At 63.5% G+C, this 16540-nt stretch carries 16 protein-coding genes; 13 read left to right on the top strand and 3 right to left on the bottom strand.

Features of this window, described 5'->3' with window-relative positions:
• From P3T23_RS02800 to P3T23_RS02835, 8 genes are all read left to right on the top strand, one after another.
• Positions 1-1560 (top strand): sugar ABC transporter ATP-binding protein, encoded by a 1560-nt coding sequence (locus P3T23_RS02800; RefSeq protein WP_429314652.1) that lies wholly within the window; start codon positions 1-3, stop codon positions 1558-1560.
• On the top strand, positions 1550-2593 hold the full coding sequence (locus P3T23_RS02805; RefSeq protein ID WP_429314653.1) for an ABC transporter permease: 1044 nt from the start codon (positions 1550-1552) through the stop codon (positions 2591-2593). The genes P3T23_RS02800 and P3T23_RS02805 overlap by 11 nt, the downstream gene beginning before the upstream one ends.
• Positions 2594-2639: 46 nt before the next feature.
• A complete protein-coding gene (locus P3T23_RS02810; RefSeq protein WP_429314654.1) occupies positions 2640-2963 on the top strand; it encodes a UxaA family hydrolase in 324 nt (107 codons plus the stop codon).
• Between the two features lie 33 nt (positions 2964-2996).
• Positions 2997-4304: a UxaA family hydrolase gene (locus P3T23_RS02815; protein WP_429314655.1), complete on the top strand. Its 1308-nt coding sequence runs from the start codon at positions 2997-2999 to the stop codon at positions 4302-4304.
• A gap of 26 nt (positions 4305-4330) precedes the next feature.
• Complete coding sequence (locus P3T23_RS02820; RefSeq protein ID WP_429314656.1) at positions 4331-5368, top strand: aldo/keto reductase; 1038 nt, start codon at positions 4331-4333, stop codon at positions 5366-5368.
• A 1-nt stretch (position 5369) separates the two neighbouring features.
• Positions 5370-6206 carry an amidohydrolase family protein gene (locus P3T23_RS02825; RefSeq protein ID WP_429314657.1) on the top strand — a complete coding sequence of 279 codons (837 nt, stop codon included), beginning with the start codon at positions 5370-5372 and terminating at the stop codon, positions 6204-6206.
• Between the two features lie 105 nt (positions 6207-6311).
• Positions 6312-7049: an SDR family oxidoreductase gene (locus P3T23_RS02830; protein WP_429314658.1), complete on the top strand. Its 738-nt coding sequence runs from the start codon at positions 6312-6314 to the stop codon at positions 7047-7049.
• A 40-nt stretch (positions 7050-7089) separates the two neighbouring features.
• Positions 7090-7938: an ureidoglycolate lyase gene (locus P3T23_RS02835; RefSeq protein ID WP_429314659.1), complete on the top strand. Its 849-nt coding sequence runs from the start codon at positions 7090-7092 to the stop codon at positions 7936-7938.
• Between the two features lie 77 nt (positions 7939-8015).
• On the opposite strand, the gene P3T23_RS02840 is transcribed toward P3T23_RS02835, so the two are convergent.
• A complete protein-coding gene (locus tag P3T23_RS02840; RefSeq protein ID WP_133665771.1) occupies positions 8016-8453 on the bottom strand; it encodes a PaaI family thioesterase in 438 nt (145 codons plus the stop codon).
• 243 nt (positions 8454-8696) lie between these two features.
• Between P3T23_RS02840 and P3T23_RS02845 the strand changes: the two genes are divergently transcribed.
• Positions 8697-10322 (top strand): methyl-accepting chemotaxis protein, encoded by a 1626-nt coding sequence (locus P3T23_RS02845; protein WP_429314660.1) that lies wholly within the window; start codon positions 8697-8699, stop codon positions 10320-10322.
• A gap of 78 nt (positions 10323-10400) precedes the next feature.
• On the opposite strand, the gene P3T23_RS02850 is transcribed toward P3T23_RS02845, so the two are convergent.
• A complete protein-coding gene (locus tag P3T23_RS02850) occupies positions 10401-11498 on the bottom strand; it encodes an AGE family epimerase/isomerase (RefSeq protein WP_429314661.1) in 1098 nt (365 codons plus the stop codon).
• A gap of 295 nt (positions 11499-11793) precedes the next feature.
• Between P3T23_RS02850 and P3T23_RS02855 the strand changes: the two genes are divergently transcribed.
• Positions 11794-13179, top strand: a complete 1386-nt coding sequence (locus P3T23_RS02855) for a hypothetical protein (protein ID WP_429314662.1) — start codon at positions 11794-11796, stop codon at positions 13177-13179.
• 313 nt (positions 13180-13492) lie between these two features.
• On the top strand, positions 13493-13831 hold the full coding sequence (locus tag P3T23_RS02860) for a hypothetical protein (protein WP_429314663.1): 339 nt from the start codon (positions 13493-13495) through the stop codon (positions 13829-13831).
• 145 nt (positions 13832-13976) lie between these two features.
• On the opposite strand, the gene P3T23_RS02865 is transcribed toward P3T23_RS02860, so the two are convergent.
• Positions 13977-14654 carry a phasin family protein gene (locus tag P3T23_RS02865; RefSeq protein ID WP_429314664.1) on the bottom strand — a complete coding sequence of 226 codons (678 nt, stop codon included), beginning with the start codon at positions 14652-14654 and terminating at the stop codon, positions 13977-13979.
• A 321-nt stretch (positions 14655-14975) separates the two neighbouring features.
• Between P3T23_RS02865 and P3T23_RS02870 the strand changes: the two genes are divergently transcribed.
• Positions 14976-15500, top strand: coding sequence for a hypothetical protein (locus tag P3T23_RS02870; RefSeq protein WP_429314665.1), 525 nt, complete (start codon positions 14976-14978; stop codon positions 15498-15500).
• 482 nt (positions 15501-15982) lie between these two features.
• The gene (locus P3T23_RS02875) at positions 15983-16294 is read left to right on the top strand and encodes a hypothetical protein (RefSeq protein WP_429314666.1); all 312 of its coding nucleotides are present in this window, start codon (positions 15983-15985) and stop codon (positions 16292-16294) included.
• The last annotated feature ends 246 nt before the right edge of the window (positions 16295-16540 follow it).

Consider the following 16540-nt stretch of genomic DNA (forward strand, 5'->3'; position numbering starts at 1 on the left):
ATGTCTTCTGCCGTGCCCGTCGATCCGCAGAGACTCTCTCCGGTCGCCCCACAGGGACTCCCTCCGGTCGTGGAGGCGCTTGAAGTCACGAAGCGCTACGGCTCGACGGCCGCGCTGAAAGACGTGAGCATCCGCGTGATGCCCGGCGAGTCGCATGCACTCGTCGGGCGCAACGGGGCCGGGAAATCGACGCTGGTGTCGATTCTCACTGGCCTGCGCAAGCCGGATGCCGGCGAGGTGCGCTTCGGCGGCGCGGTTGCGCCGCCGGTCGCGGACCGCGACGCGTGGCGCGAACGCGTCGCGTGCGTCTATCAGCATTCGACGATCATTCGTGACCTCAGCGTCGCGGAGAACCTGTTCATCGACCGTCAGCCGGGCAGGCACGGTGTCATCGACTGGCGCGCGATGCGGCGCGACGCACGCGCGTTGCTCGACCACTGGAAGATCGATGTGCGCGAAGACGCGCGCGCCGGCGACCTGAGCGTGGAAGCGCGCCAGCTGGTGGAAATCGCCCGGGCGTTGTCGTACGGGGCGCGTTTCATCATTCTCGATGAGCCGACCGCGCAACTCGATGGCGACGAAATCAAGCGTCTCTTCAAACGCATTCAGGAACTGCAACGCGAAGGCGTGACGTTCCTCTTCATCTCGCATCACCTGCAGGAGGTATATGAGATCTGCCAGGCGGTGACGGTGTTGCGCGACGCGCGGCATATCGTCAGCGCGCCGGTTTCCGCCTTGCCTCGCGAGCAGCTGATCGAAGCCATGACCGGCGAACGCGGCGGTCTGAATGTCGCCGACGCCGCGGCGCGCGCCGCGCTTCCGGCGGATACGAAGGTCGCGCTCGAAGTCTCGGATCTCGCGGGGGCGGACTACGAAGCGGTGTCGTTCGCAGTGAAGCGTGGCGAAGTGATCGGCCTCACGGGCGCGACGAGCAGCGGCCGCACGAGCGTCGCCGAGGCCATCGCAGGACTGCGCTCGCCGGCGCGTGGCGAGATCCGCGTCGAAGGTGTCAGCTTGCCGCACGGCGATGTACCCGCTGCGCTGGCCGCCGGCATCGGCTGTGTGCCGAAGGATCGCCATCATGAAGGGCTCGTGCTCACGCAATCGGTAGCGGAAAACGCCTCGATGACAATCGCACACATGCTCGGCAGGTTCGGCATTGCACCGCCCGCGAAGAAAAACGCCTTCGGGCAGAAGATGATCGCCTCGCTCGGCATCGTCGCCCAGGGTCCCGAACATATCGTGTCGGGGCTTTCCGGCGGCAACCAGCAGAAGGTCGTGATGGCGCGCGCGCTCGCCACTGACCCGAACGTGCTGGTTCTGATCGACCCCACGGCGGGCGTCGACGTGAAATCGAAGGAAGCCCTGTTGTCCGTCGTGGATCGCGTGCGCGAGGACGGCAAGGCCGTGCTCGTCGTTTCCGGCGAACTCGACGATCTGCGTACCTGTGACCGCGTCCTCGTCATGTTCCGTGGCCGCATCGCCGCCGAATTCCCGGCCGGCTGGCAGGACCACGACCTCATCGCCTCAGTTGAAGGAGTCAGTCTTCATGAAGAATAGTGCGCCCACCCCCGCGTTCGCGACGAACCAGGGACAGGCCAGCGTCGCCGCCGCGCAGCGTGACCGCCCGCGTATCGAATTTGCCCGCCTGCGCGATCTCGCACTGTTGCCGGCGCTCGTGCTGCTGCTGGTGATCGGCGCGTTCGTCAGCCCGAGCTTTCTCACGAAGGCGAATCTGATCAGCGTGCTGGGCGCGTCGGCGGCCCTCGCGCTCGTCGTGCTCGCCGAATCGCTGATCGTGCTGACCGGCAAGTTCGATCTGTCGCTGGAGTCGACCGTGGGCATCGCCCCTGCGGTCGGCGCGATGCTCGTGATGCCGGCTGCGTCCGCTGGCTTCGGGCTGCAATGGCCGACGGCGGTGGGCCTGCTGGCGATCGTCGTCGTCGGTGCGCTGATCGGGTTCATCAACGGCTTTCTGGTGGTGCGGCTGCGTCTGAACGCGTTCATCGTCACGCTGGCGATGTTGATCGTGCTGCGCGGCATGCTGGTCGGCGCGACCAAGGGCGGCACGCTGTTCGACATGCCGCCGGCATTCTTCACGCTCGCGACCACCATCGTGCTCGGCCTGCCCATCTCCGTGTGGCTCGCGGCCGCCGCGTTCGGGGTGGCGGCATTCATGCTCCGCTATCACCGCATCGGCCGCGCCTTGTACGCGATCGGCGGCAATCCGGAAGCGGCGCGTGCGGCGGGTATCCGCGTGGAGCGCATCACGTGGGGCGTGTTCGTGCTCGGCAGCATCCTCGCTTCGATTGGCGGACTGATCGTCACCGGCTACGTGGGCGCGATCAATGCGAATCAGGGCAACGGGATGATCTTCACGGTATTCGCGGCGGCGGTGATTGGCGGCATTTCGCTCGATGGCGGCAAGGGCACGATGCTCGGCGCACTGTCCGGAGTGTTGTTGCTCGGCGTCGTGCAGAACCTGCTGACGCTTGCCCAGGTGCCGTCATTCTGGATTCAGGCGATCTACGGCGCAATCATCCTCGGCTCGCTGATGGTGGCGCGGCTCGCGAGCGGTGAAGGCCAGAACTGATCGCCGTTCCCATCCACAGGAATCTGCGCTTTTACGGAGACCCATTTTGAGCATTTCACTTCAGACAGACCCGCGCCTGATCCTGCTGAGTCCGCAGGACAACTGCCTGATCGCGGCGGCGCGGCTCGAGTCGGGTTCGCAGGTCGAGATCGAAGGCGAGCAGGTGACGCTCGCGAAGACCATCGACCTCGGCCACAAGGTCGCGCGCCGTGCGCTCATGAAGGACGAAAAGGTGCTGCGCTACGGCGCCGTGATCGGTCACGTGACCGAAGCGGTTGCACGCGGCGCGCACCTGCACACGCATAACCTCGAAAGCGACTATCTGCCGACCTATACACACGATGCCGGCCACGAATTTGTGCACCATTGACGCGGCCCGCGCGCCGCGCTGGAACCAACGATCATGACTGAATCTTCCGTTGCACCTGCCGCTGCGCGGCCCATGCTTCACGGCTATCTGCGCAGCGATGGCCGCAAAGGCATCCGCAATGTCGTCGCGGTCGCGTATCTCGTCGAATGCGCGCATCACGTCGCACGCGAGATCGTCACGCAGTTTCGCGAGCCGCTCGACGCCTTCGATGATCCGTCCGCCGAACGCGAGCCGCCCGTCCATCTGATCGGCTTTCCCGGCTGCTACCCGAATAGCTACGCTGAGAGAATGCTGCAACAGCTCACCACGCATCCGAACGTGGGCGCGGTGCTGTTCGTGTCGCTGGGCTGCGAGAGCATGAACAAGCATTACCTCGTGGAGGTCGTGCGCGCGAGCGGCCGTCCCGTCGAGGTGCTCACCATCCAGGAGAAGGGCGGCACGCGCAGCACGATTCAATACGGTGTCGACTGGGTCCGCGATGCGCGAAGGCAGCTTGCAGCACAGCAAAAGGTGCCGATGGCGCTCGACGAACTCGTGATCGGAACGATCTGCGGCGGCTCGGACGGCACGAGCGGCATCACCGCGAATCCAGCCGTGGGGCGTGCGTTCGATCACCTGATCGACGCGGGCGCGACCTGCATCTTCGAGGAAACCGGCGAACTGGTCGGGTGCGAATACCATATGAAGAGCCGCGCGGCGAGCGTGGACCTCGGCGACGAAATCGTCGCTTGCGTCGCGAAGGCGGCGCGCTACTATTCCATTCTCGGACACGGCAGTTTTGCCGTCGGCAATGCGGACGGCGGGCTGACGACGCAGGAGGAGAAGTCGCTCGGCGCGTATGCGAAAAGCGGCGCATCGCCGATCGTCGGGATCATCAAACCGGGCGATGTTCCGCCTACCGGCGGTTTGTATCTGCTCGACGTCGTGCCCGATGGCGAACCGCGCTTCGGCTTTCCGAATATCAGCGACAACGCGGAAATCGGCGAACTGATCGCGTGCGGCGCGCATGTGATCCTGTTCACGACAGGGCGCGGCTCGGTGGTCGGCTCGGCGATCTCTCCGGTGATCAAGGTATGTGCGAACCCGGCGACCTATCGCAATCTTGCCGGCGACATGGACGTCGATGCCGGGCGTATTCTGGAAGGCCGCGCCACACTCGACGACGTCGGCCGCGAAGTGTTCGGGCAGACGGTGGCGGTGGCGCAAGGCACGGCGTCGAAGTCGGAGGCGCTGGGGCACCAGGAGTTCATCCTGACCTACAAGACCTTCGAGCCGGTCGGACCGGCGTGCCTGCCGTCGAGCGCGATACCGCGTAGCGTAATGGAAATCGCGTCGCTTTGAAGCGCGGATAAAAAAGGAGACGTGTGATGACAGCAGCGATGAATCCGAAGGTCAGCCAGCGACGCGGCATTGGCCGGCGCGAGCTGAAGGTGACCGGCCTGGGTCTCGGCACGGCGCCACTCGCCGGTCTGTATCGCGATCTATCCGATGAGGAAGCGCAGGCGACAATCGATGCCGCGTGGGACGCCGGCATCCGTTACTTCGATACCGCGCCGCACTATGGCCATACAAAGGCCGAGCACCGGTTAGGTCAGGCGCTGCGCCGCTATCCGCGCAGCGAGTATGTGCTGTCGACCAAAGTCGGCCGCCATTTCGTGCCGCGCACGCATCCGTACGACGGCAGCGAAGGCTGGCAGAACCCGCTGCCTTTCGAAGCGATCTTCGACTACACGCGCGACGGCATCCTGCGTTCCTTTGAAGACAGCCAGCAACGGCTCGGCATGGTCGACATCGATATCCTGCTGGTGCACGACATCGGCCGCTATACGCATGGCGATCGTAACGCGCACTACTGGAAGCAGTTGACCGAGGGCGGCGGGTTTCGCGCGCTCGACGAACTGCGTTCGAGCGGCGCGGTGAAAGCAGTGGGCCTGGGTGTGAACGAAGGTGCGGCGATCCTCGAAGTGATGGCGGAATTCGATATCGACTGTGCGTTGCTCGCGGGCCGTTACACGTTGCTGGAGCAGCAGACATTGGACGACCTGCTGCCCGAATGCGAAGCGCGTCACGTGAGCATCCTGCTCGGCGGCGCGTTCAATTCGGGCATTCTTGCGCGCGGCGTACAGGGCGATCTGAAGTTCAACTACGCCGACGCGCCGCAGGAAATCATCGACCGCGTCGCGCGGCTCGAGGCAATCTGCCGCGTGCACGAAGCCCCGCTTGCCGCGGCAGCGCTGCAGTTTCCGTATGCGCATCCAGCCGTCGCGTCGGTGCTGACAGGCGCACGTAGCGCTGCAGAGTTGCGCGAGAACGTCGCGTCTTTCGAACGCAAGCTGCCGGCCGCGCTGTGGAAGGCCCTGCGAGAAGGCTTGCTCGACCCGCGCGCACCCGTGCCGGAGGATTGACGTGACACAGCGCATCGATGCTCACCAGCACTACTGGAGTCCTGAGCGGGGCGACTACGGCTGGCTCAAGCCGGAGATGACGTCGCTCTACCGCACGTTCGGTCCGGGCGATCTGGCGCCGCTTCGAGCAGGCGCCGGAATCGACCGCACGGTGGTCGTGCAGGCCGCGCCGACGGTCGAAGAAACCCGCTATCTGCTGGACATCGCACGCGGCGAGGTATCGATTGCTGGCGTGGTCGGCTGGGTGCCGATGCTCGACGACGGCGCGCCCGCGCTGATCGCCGAGCTTGCCCGCGATCCGAAATTCAGGGGCGTGCGTCCGATGCTTCAGGATCTCGCGGACGACAACTGGATCGCGAATCCCGCACTCGCGCCGGCTGTCGAAGCGGTCATCGCGCACGACCTCGCATTCGATGCGCTGATCTATGCGCGCCACGTCGACGCGCTCGAAGTCTTCGCGCAGCGCTTTCCCCGGCTGCGCATTGTCGTCGACCATGGCGCCAAGCCGCCGATCCACGATGGCGCCGCCGGCTGGCAACCATGGGCTGACGGTATCGAGCGGCTCGCCCGGTTGCCGCACATTCACTGCAAACTATCGGGGCTCGCGACGGAAGCCGCACCCGGCTGGACCGAGGCCACGTTGCGGCCGTATGTCGATCATCTGCTGGCCTGCTTTGGAGCGCGCCGGCTGATGTGGGGTAGCGACTGGCCGGTGCTCAACCTGAACGGTGACTATCTCCTGTGGCACGCCGTGGCGAACGCGTTGCTCGCGTCGCTGTCCGATACGGACCGTGCGGCGGTTTTCGGCGGCAACGCTGCGGCCTTCTACCGGCTGTAACGCCGCTGAAAGATCGATCGATGCGCCTCGCGCGCCGATCTGACTGACTCAACAGGCGCTGCAATACCCGTTATGACTCAAACGCCATTTCAACTGGAGCCGTAGATGATACAAAGACTGGCCGGCAAGACGGCCCTGATCACTGCTGCCGGACAAGGCATCGGCCTCGCGACCGCGGAGCTCTTCGCGCGCGAAGGCGCACGCGTGATCGCGACGGACATCCGCATCGATGCGCTCGCCGGCAAGCCCGTCGAGGCGCGTATGCTCGATGTGCGTGATGATGCCGCGATCAAGGCGCTCGCTGCCGAAGTCGGCGCGATCGACGTGCTGTTCAACTGCGCGGGCTACGTGCACGCGGGCTCGATTCTCGAAGCGAGCGAAGAAGACTGGGACTTTGCCTTTGATCTGAACGCGAAGGCGATGTACCGGACGATTCGCGCGTTTCTGCCCGCCATGCTGGAGAAAGGCGCAGGCTCTATCATCAACATGTCGTCGGCGGCGTCGAGCATCAAGGGTGTGCCGAACCGGTTCGTGTATGGTGCGTCGAAGGCTGCGGTGATTGGACTGACGAAGGCGGTTGCGGCAGACTTCGTGACGCGCGGTATCCGTTGCAACGCGATTTGTCCGGGGACGGTGGCCTCGCCGTCGCTCGAACAGCGGATCGCCGCGCAGGCGCAGGGCGCGTCGCTCGATGCGGTGCAGGCGGCCTTTGTCGCGCGCCAGCCGATGGGCCGTGTCGGCAAGCCGGAAGAGATCGCCGCGCTTGCGCTCTATCTGGCGTCGGACGAGTCGTCGTTCACGACTGGCCAGGCGCATGTGATCGACGGCGGCTGGTCGAACTGAGTGCAGCATTTTTTTCACTGAACATTTGGGAAGTGCCACGATGAAACTGCTTCGTTATGGGCCGAAAGGTCAGGAAAAGCCGGGCTTGCTCGATGCGCAAGGCAAGATTCGCGATCTGTCGAAGGTGGTCGCCGATATCGGCGGCGATGTGCTGACCGACGCGGGTCTCGCGAAACTGCGCGCAGTCGATCCAGCCTCGCTGCCGGTGGTCGAAGGCAATCCGCGTATCGGTCCGTGTGTGGGCAACATCGGCAAGTTCGTCTGTATCGGCCTGAATTACGCGGACCACGCGGCGGAATCGAACCTGCCGGTGCCGAGCGAGCCGGTGGTCTTCAACAAATGGACGAGCGCCGTGATCGGCCCGAACGACGACGTCGAAATTCCGCGCGGCTCGAAGAAGTGCGACTGGGAAGTCGAACTGGGCGTGGTGATCGGCAAGCCGGCCAAATACATCGACGAAGCCAACGCGCTGGATTACGTCGCGGGCTATTGCGTGATTAACGATGTGTCCGAGCGTGAATGGCAGATCGAGCGCGGCGGCACGTGGGACAAGGGCAAGGGTTTCGACACGTTCGGCCCGATCGGCCCCTGGCTCGTCACGCGCGATGAAGTCGCCGATCCGCAGAAACTCGACCTGTGGCTTGAAGTGGACGGCCATCGCTACCAGAACGGCAACACGAAGACGATGGTGTTCACCGTCGCGAAGCTGATCTCCTATCTGTCGCAGTGCATGAGCCTGCAACCGGGCGACGTGATCTCGACCGGCACGCCCCCGGGCGTCGGCATGGGCGTGAAGCCGAACCCGGTGTTCCTGAAGCCGGGTCAGACGATGCGCCTCGGCATTCAGGGCCTCGGCGAGCAGCAGCAGAAAACTTACCCAGCGGAATAACGCCGGATCAAGGCAGTGAGTGACGCGCGCGGCTCTTCAGTCGCGCGCGCCATCTTCAAGTCATCTCGCGTCATTCCTCAGGCCGGCGGCGCTGCGCCTTCCGCGCCCTCTCCTACGCGGTTGATCGTGCCCTGCGCCACCGCGACGAGTTTTTCCTTGCCGTCGTCCATCACGAAGATATTGCACTGGCACGTCGCCTGGCTGCGTCCGGCGTGCACGACCTGGGCGCGCGCCATCAGCGTGCCGTTGATCGCTGGCCGCAGAAAGTTGATCTTGTATTCGCCGGTCACGACGCGCGGCCCGAGCGCCAGCGCACCTGCGAAGGTCAGCGCGTTGTCCGCCAGATAGCTGATGACCCCGCCGTGTACGAAGCCATGTTGCTGCCTCAGTTCGTCCCGAATCGGCAGGCACAGCGCGAGTTCGTGCGTGCCCGTACTCATGAGTTCGGCGCCAAGCAGCATGCTGAACGGCTGGGCATGCAAGGCCCCGCGTGCGCGATCCAGTAGATCTGTCATTTCCGTTCCTTCGGGCGTTGCCCGCACTGATTCCTGTCCACTCTAGGAAGTGCCTGTGCGTCGCGTCAAGGTGAATTGGAAAAATTGCCTTCTAATTATTGTGAAAAACAGCGGCAATTTGCGGGTTAAGCGCTGTAAGGCGCGGATGTCGGGCTTTTTCACTCAATTCGACTCAAGGGCTGACGGGACCTGCCGTTAACCCGAACGTAGTTCCTGCCCTTCTCAGCAATTCAGGTGTTTTCGATGTTCAGCAAGATCAAGGTCGCTTCCGGCCTGTTGTGTGTTCTCATCGCTTTCTGTGTGTTCCAGCTGGTGACGGCGGGCTTGGGATTCTGGTCGTTGACCCGCACGCATGACGACGTCGGCGATCTGTCGAACGTCGCGCTGAAGCAGGTCGACGCGGTCAGCGAAACGACGCAGCATCTGATGGACGCGCGCATCAACCTGTCGCGCGCCGGCACGCGGATGGTGCGCGGCGGCGCCGAGCCGGCCGACATCGTTCAGCACGCGCGTGAGCAACTGACGGCGGCGGAACATTCATTCGAGGTGTTCACGAACGCGCCGAAGATGAACGACGAAAACAGCGCCCGCGCGGCGGCACTCACCGAGCGATATCGCAAGCTGCACACGGCGCTCGGCGAACTCGTGCAATACCTCGACGCCGGCAACATTCAGGCGTTTCTCGACCAGCCGACCCAATCTCTCCAGGACGCCTATCTCGCGGAACAGCGCAATTTCGTGCAGTTCGGTGATGCCGCAAGCCGCGCTTCGCTCGATTCGATCGACAGCCGCCTCGCGCTGTTTCGCAGCGTAGGGATTGCAATCATCGTGCTGCTGCTGGCGGGGACGATCGCGGTGTACGTCGCGTTGAAGCGAGGCGTGGTTGCGCCGCTCGAAGAAGCGGGCCGCCACTTCGACCGCATCGCGCAAGGACGTCTCGACCAGCCGATCGCCGAACGCGGCACGAACGAGATCGGCCAACTGTTTTCTGGCCTGGCCAGGATGCAGGCGAGCGTCGCACGTACCGTCAAGACCGTGCGCGAATCCGCCGATTCGATCTACATCGGCGCCGACGAAATTGCGACGGGCAATGCGGATCTGTCGGCGCGCACCGAGAATCAGGCGGCCTCGCTCGAGGAAACCGCTTCGAGCATGGAAGAGCTGACCGCCGCAGTCCGTCAGAACGCCGGGCACGCACGCGAAGCAAACGCACTGGCGGAAACGGCGCTCGATGCGACTTCCCGTGGCAGCGACGTGGTGAACGAAGTGGTCGAGAAGATGCGCGGCATCGCGCAAAGCTCGGACAAGATCGCGGAAATTATCAGCGTGATCGACGGCATCGCGTTCCAGACCAACATCCTCGCGTTGAACGCTGCCGTCGAAGCGGCGCGCGCCGGCGAGCAGGGGCGCGGATTTGCGGTGGTGGCGGGCGAAGTGCGCGGCCTCGCCCAGCGCAGCGCGCAGTCGGCGAAGGAGATCAAGACGCTCATCAGCGAGTCGGTCGCGGAGATTCAGGGCGGCTCGGAACTCGTCGAACGTGCGGGCGACGCGATGCGCAATGTGTCCGGGTCGATATCGCGCGTCACGCAGATGATGGCGGAGATCAGTGCATCGTCGTCGGAGCAGAGCACGGGCATCGAGCAGGTCAATCAGGCTGTGGTGCAGATGGATCAAATGACGCAGCAGAACGCGGCGCTGGTTGAAGAGGCTGCGGCCGCTGCGGCTTCGCTCCACGAACAGACGCAGCACCTGAAGCAGGCGGTTTCTTCATTCGAGATTTCGGATGCCGTGCTCGTGGTCGGGCAGCGTGGCGGAGTGTATTCCGGCCAGCATGCTTCGGGTGCGTTCGCGGGGATGTCGGCGCTTTGACGCGTTGCGATTCGCTGGAATGCAGAAAAGCCCGCTTGCGCGGGCTTTTTGTTATCTATCGCGAGCGCCGGCGCGCGTTTATGCCGGCAACGACGCGTATGCCGTAGCGAGATGGTAGGGCGTGGTCGAAGGCATCTCGGCACGCGTAATGTCGCCAGCGGCCGTCATGCTTTCGATCCATCCATGCGGGCGCAGGAAGCGCGCGCGAAAACGCTCGATCTGCTGCGGCAACGCGATGCGTGCGGCTTCGCTGTCGTGTGTGGCGAGCGCGCGCAGATATTCGGTCTGAGCCCAAATCCGCTGGGCGCTGTCCTTGATGGCTCCTGCCTCGTCGAGCGCGGCCGCCACGCCGCCCGTCGTCGGGTCGATACCATGCTGCTGCGCGAAGCTGAACGCGCGCGTCAGCGCTTCGTCGAGGCCGGACGTTCCCAGCAGGCCGGCCGCACGTCGCACCAGATAGAACCATTCGAACTGGTGACCTGGTTCGAGGCGATTGTCGTCCGAGCCGAGCGGCAATTCGGCGATACAGCCTGTCGGCTGATGCATGAAGTTGCGCGCGACCACTTCAACGAGGCGCGTGAGTGCGTCGCCGAATGCGCCATCCTGCGTCGCCTCGCGCGCGGCGAGCCACGCTTCGGTCAGATGCATCAGCGGGTTTTGCAGAGGCGTGCCGGTGACCGTGGAGAAATCCGCATCGAGCGACGCGTTGAGCAAGCCGTCGCGCGCGTGCGCAAAGCGCTCGGTGATGAGCGCGGACGTGTCGTACATCACGTCGAGTGCATCCTGATTGCCCGAGCGCACGAAATATTCCGCGCAGGCAAACACGATGAACGCATGCGTGTACAGATCCTTTGAGGTATCGAGCGGCGCGCCTTCTGCATTGACGCTAAAGAACCACCCGCCGTTCAGCGTGTCGTGAAAGCGGCTGAGTAGTGCATCGAACAGCGTATCGGCATGGGCGGCATCGCCCGCCTGCGAGAAAACGAACAATTGTCGAGCGCAGGCCATCGCCCGATAGCGCACAACTGGCAGCGGCCGATGTGCGCTGTCCACGGCTTCATACGGCAGATTGAGCGCGGCGTTGAACCCCGGCCCCCGCCATAGCGGCAGAACAAGCTGCGCGAAGTGTTCACGTAGCTCGGCGGCGAGGGTGGCCGAGGAAGCGGATGTATTCATGCTGCGTGTACTTACTGATAGTGAAGGTCGACGGACACGGCAACGACACGGCCAGACGGCAATGACGGGCAGCCTCGCGCGATAGTGGGTTCCTGTGTGCGTCCAAGGATAAACCAGATTTTGTCGACCTGACAGCGCTGGAGCACGGGCAGCGCAGGCGCTTACATGAATTCCCGTCGGCGCCTGCGTGCGGCCATGAGACAATGAGGTCTCGAAAAACGAAGATGGCATTTTGCAGCGGCGACCCGCGGCAGGCGACCGCTGCCTGACGGCTACGACGACCGCTCCTCTCCCTATGGCAGATTCCGCAGCATCCCCGAATACCCGCGCGCCCCGCTCCCGTTCGACGAAGCAGCGCACGGCCACCGTCTCCACCGAAACTGAAAACAAGCTGGCCCGCGCCGCGCGCTCCGCTCAGCGGCTCGCGCAGCTGAGCGATGTGGCGCGCGACGACAGCACGCTCGACCTGTTCCCCGACGATCCCACGCGCGCGACGCTGGAAGCGATGACCATCGACGTGCGCCAAGGCACGCTGAGGGGCTTCGAATTGCCCGCGGAAGTGCTGGCAGCGGTGGGGCTGGCGGACGGCGGCGAGCCGGCGCTGGAGGGGCATGATGCGAAGCCTGCGCGACGCGTGACGCGTGCGGCAAAAGCAGGGGAGACGGCTTCGGCTTCGGTGCAGGCGAGCGTGCTGGATGAGCGTGAGGAGCCGACACTGAGCGTGGCGAACGGCGCAGGCGCAGAAGTGGGCGCGACGGCTGCGACGGTCATGCCGGCAATCGATGACGCCGCTGCGAAGGCGGCAGATGCAGCGCAAGGCGCGGGCAGTGCAGCGGCGAATCCGGCAGCGGCTGGGCAGGAAGCCGCTGTAGCGGAACCAGTTGACGCTTCCGCTTCGAGTGCGGCGGTCTCGCGGGTAGCTGCGGTCTTGCCCGCTGCGCCTTCGATGTCGTCTTCGGCGCTGCGCAGTGTCGCGGCTGCCCGCGCCAGCGACGCGGTCGCCTCGGCACAATCCGCCGCATCACAGCAGCGCTCTGCAACGAGCGTCGCAAAGACGGCTACGGCCTCGCGCGAAGCGGCTGCGTCTCGCGACGCAACGGCCGCTGGCGATGTGGCCGCGAAGGCGTCGTCATTTGCAGGGCGCGCGTCTGCGGCTCTGTCGACTGACATGCCTGACTCGTCGGTCGCATCGGGCGGCAGGTCGGCGCGCCCTTATGTTGCTTTGCAGCCGCAGCCCGCGACGCACGCTGCTCCGGAACTTGACCGTGCGCGGGCGACGGCCTTCGCCGATACCGTCGATGCGCTTTACGGCGTGATTTCCGACCAGCGTCGCGCGGCGACCGATCACTCGCGGCGAATGAAGTGGATGCTGTCGATCGTCGTAGGGGCGCTGCTTGTGACGGTCGCGATCGGCATCACGCAAACGATGCTTCTGATGCGTCTCACACGAGAAACCACTGCGCAGCAGCAACGCATCGAGCAGATGATGCTGAACCAGCAAGCCACGTTGTCGACCCTGCTCGACACCGATTCGGCGACGTTCAGCGCACCTGCAATCGCACCGCCTTCGCCGGCGGCTCCGGCTCCTGCTGTTGCACCCCGCCCTTCGGAGCAGCCGGCGGCGAAGCACGCGACGAAGTCCCGGCACGCGCACAAAGCGAAACCCGCTACTCCGCACTAAGTGTGGCAGTGTGGGAGTGCGGATATCCGCCAGCATGTTTCTACCATCCCTTCAATGCGCTCGAACCGTTGCTCGCGCGGCGTCGATCATCGCGACTACACAAAGAGCCATGCGGGCGGCCTCTACGCATTCAATCCTTTCTGGCGACTCGGCGCTAGCTACCAGAGCCCTGTCATCACGTGATATTGGGCATAAAGAGGCCGCCTTGCGAGTTTCGCATTCCCTGGCAGCAGCTTATAGTAGAAGCGCGGCGTGTCAGCGGTGACGCGAGCCTTCTGCGTCAGGACGAGCGAATTTGACGGGGGATGTTGCTATGGCAGCAGCGATGGGTTCAGCTTACGCGACGCAGTCACACACGCCGGCATCACTGCGAGAGCTTGCCAGCTATCTCGAACTGGCGCTGGACGCCGGCCAGGCCGTCTTCGTGATGCGGTACGGGGAGAGTGAACGCCTCGTGTACATCGGCAACCCTGAGGGCTCGCTGGACGAATTGTCGGGCAGCGGCACGGTCGCCGCCTCGCTCGCGGACGAGATGCTTCTGCTGACGCGACCGGGTGTGAACCGGATAACCGCCGACGGCCAGACTTATCGCTTCAAGCGAACGCACAGGTATATTGCGGACTGCCAGGCCGTCGTCTTTGCGCCGACGTGACAAAGCCGGCATTTCCGGTCGTGGGCGCCTTTGCGGCCGGTAAAAAAAATGCGAACCGAAGTTCGCATTTGAGACATACAAAGCCGGGTGGAAAACCGGCTACCAGGCGCGGCGCCAATCGCCGCGGCCCGGAGAAGAGTCTCTATCAGGCAGCCGATACAGTCGCCACGAACTGCTTTGCGGCCTTGTTCGCTGATTCGTACGTCGAATTCATCGCGGAGAAGGCGGAATTCCATGCTGCAATTGCCCCTTCGCTTCCAGCCGGAGCGTTTTTCGCGAGGTTCTCGACGAAAGCCTGCCCATCCCGTTGGGATTGCTGGAACATCTCCGTGGCTGACTTCAGGAACTCGCCCTGCACGCCTGACACGATTTCGTGAACCTGACGGCCATACGCAGTCACTTTTTCTGCTACGGGTTGCGACAGGCTTGCGGGGAGCGCAAACAGTTCAGACGGGTTGCCGGCGGAGAACGCTTTCGTCAGGATTTCCTGATTTTCAGCCAGGGTGGCCTTGCCAGCTTGCATATTGAGCGCGACCAGCTTTTCAACGCCTTCGAAGGCCTTGTTTGCAAAGCCAAAAAAAGTTTCCACGCCTGCTTGCTGCGCGGCGACCAGCTGTTGGGGGGTAAGAGTGCTCATCACTGCTCCGGTAGGGGGTGAGGCGGCGGGTGCGAGAGGACTCTGACGAAGACAGAAGACACGCGCCGCGAGGACCAAAAAGGCCAATTGCTGCATTGCAACAAAACCCATTGTACGGGCGAATCCCCGGAAGTCAATCGATTTAATCAAGATGCCGAAGCGGCGGCGATTACTGTCAGTCAGCAAACTTGACGTCCGGCAAGCGCAAACGGCGAGCGTGAGGCGCACCCTGGCTGGCAGAGCGCACGATTCCTGCAGCGAAGCTTAGGCTTGCGCGAAGTCAAATATATGACGCGGTTGGCGCAAACCGGTTGTGTACCTGAACTTGGGCCGCCGGGATATGGCCGCCTCATAGTGGCTCTTCATATGCGGTCTGAACGGTTCACAGATACACCGCGGCAGCATGGTGTGGAAGGGGTCAGAGTCGCGACACGCGCGAAGGATAGAATTGCGGCTCGACCTACGCGGAGAACTGAGCCGATGAAAGATGCATTTGAACGCCGCGCGTTGCTGTTGCACCTCGGAGAGGTACTGCAGGCAGTCAGCCGTCTGCTGAGATACGGCGATACCCGTAAAACTGTGCACGAACTGTCGGCGGCGAACGATTCGCTGGCAAGCTTTCGGTTACTGACCCAGATTTCGCAGCACATGATGCCGAAAGAGTTCGCACAGCGCGCTGCCGACGCCTTCCTGACGTGGCCGCAAGACCTGCTCGAATTCGAACTGGATCGCGAGGTTCTTGCCTCCGCAGTCCGGCGGAATCTGTTTGCCGGCAATCCAACAGGATGGCGGGCGTACGTGGCTGATATGAGAAGCGAGGTGGTGTGGTTCGGTGCCGGCTTGTCACCGGCCGAATCCGCTGAAGACGCGCGCGCCGACTCGACGGCCGAAGAGTCCAGAGTCGAACTGGCGAGCGAGGTGTCCAGCGTTGCCGATGTCGAGGGTACCGATGGCCAGGCCGCCGTCGACCGGGACAGCGTTGAAACCAGCGATCGCATCTACCCGTCCTGGCCTTGGAAACCTGTTGTTTAGGCCGCGAAACGGGCAAAGCGGTTGAAGGCGCGACCTTTGCGACAGACTTTCGCAGGTGCCATGCGAAGACGCGTACGGCGATCGCGCTTGATCTACCGCGATGAATTTCTGACGTTTCACGCCGGCACAGGCAGTAAATTCGCCGATTCGGTACGCCCCCACGCGAGTTCGTTGAAGTCTCGCGCACGCGACCTATAACAGAGGTTGCAGCGCGACACGTTATCTGCTCTGAGACCCCACGCGACAGCCTGAGCAATCCTTCGCTGCGCCGCCAGTGCCCGCCCAAAATCGATGGGGGCGTGCCTAATCATACTAATTACCAGGTAGGCCAGATGCCGCTCATACACGGCCAGTCTGGCTGTTCCGCTTGCCGTGGCCGCGTGCCTGTCCATTTGAGAGCGACTACTACGGCGGGTATCCAGGTTTGCGAATTGCCGGGAAGAGGACCCGCGCAACTGGCATCAGATTCAAGGAGTCATGAAATGAAATCATATCTGGCATTGCCGTTCGCAAGCGTTTTGCTGTTTGCGATGGCCGGGCAGGTGAATGGGCAGGGACTTCAACCGGATTCGCAGTGGTCCGCTCATGCGAGGATGCAGCAGAACGCCAACGAGTCTGCGCAAGCAGAGACCGACATGTCGTTTGGCAACCTGGGGTGGAGCCCCAATGCGTCAGGTCAATTCATGAAGGACGCATCATATGGCGGGGTCGCCGCCACGCACGGCGAGACAGGTGGTCCGGGCAACGCACACTGCTCTACCGGACCTCGATGCGACATCTTCTTTGGTCAGTGACGTTTTGCCGGGACGAGGCGGCCGCGCCGGAGGGCGCCCCGCCTCATAGGTCTCATCGACACCCAAGCAGTACAAACAGAATCCCGGTCAGAAATTCGCACGAGCGTTCGAGACATCGTGCCGCTTTATGGGACATGGCGATCGGCTACGTGGAGTTAACCCGCGTATTCGCTGCGGGTGCTTGCTTGTAATTTTCATCGACGTTATAAATCCCAATAGTTGGAATTCTCGACGCAGCCTACTTCT

This window comes from Paraburkholderia sp. GAS448 (genome assembly GCF_050435685.1).
GTDB lineage: Bacteria > Pseudomonadota > Gammaproteobacteria > Burkholderiales > Burkholderiaceae > Paraburkholderia.

Bases quoted from the DNA above. Each gene is read 5' to 3' on its own strand.
- P3T23_RS02850 (WP_429314661.1), bottom strand. From the start codon at position 11,498: ATGAATACATCCGCTTCCTCGGCCACCCTCGCCGCCGAGCTACGTGAA.
- P3T23_RS02820 (WP_429314656.1), top strand. From the start codon at position 4,331: ATGACAGCAGCGATGAATCCGAAGGTCAGCCAGCGACGCGGCATTGGC.
- P3T23_RS02840 (WP_133665771.1), bottom strand. From the start codon at position 8,453: ATGACAGATCTACTGGATCGCGCACGCGGGGCCTTGCATGCCCAGCCG.
- P3T23_RS02830 (WP_429314658.1), top strand. From the start codon at position 6,312: ATGATACAAAGACTGGCCGGCAAGACGGCCCTGATCACTGCTGCCGGA.
- P3T23_RS02875 (WP_429314666.1), top strand. From the start codon at position 15,983: ATGAAATCATATCTGGCATTGCCGTTCGCAAGCGTTTTGCTGTTTGCG.
- P3T23_RS02835 (WP_429314659.1), top strand. From the start codon at position 7,090: ATGAAACTGCTTCGTTATGGGCCGAAAGGTCAGGAAAAGCCGGGCTTG.
- P3T23_RS02855 (WP_429314662.1), top strand. From the start codon at position 11,794: ATGGCAGATTCCGCAGCATCCCCGAATACCCGCGCGCCCCGCTCCCGT.
- P3T23_RS02815 (WP_429314655.1), top strand. From the start codon at position 2,997: ATGACTGAATCTTCCGTTGCACCTGCCGCTGCGCGGCCCATGCTTCAC.
- P3T23_RS02860 (WP_429314663.1), top strand. From the start codon at position 13,493: ATGGCAGCAGCGATGGGTTCAGCTTACGCGACGCAGTCACACACGCCG.
- P3T23_RS02800 (WP_429314652.1), top strand. From the start codon at position 1: ATGTCTTCTGCCGTGCCCGTCGATCCGCAGAGACTCTCTCCGGTCGCC.
- P3T23_RS02845 (WP_429314660.1), top strand. From the start codon at position 8,697: ATGTTCAGCAAGATCAAGGTCGCTTCCGGCCTGTTGTGTGTTCTCATC.
- P3T23_RS02805 (WP_429314653.1), top strand. From the start codon at position 1,550: ATGAAGAATAGTGCGCCCACCCCCGCGTTCGCGACGAACCAGGGACAG.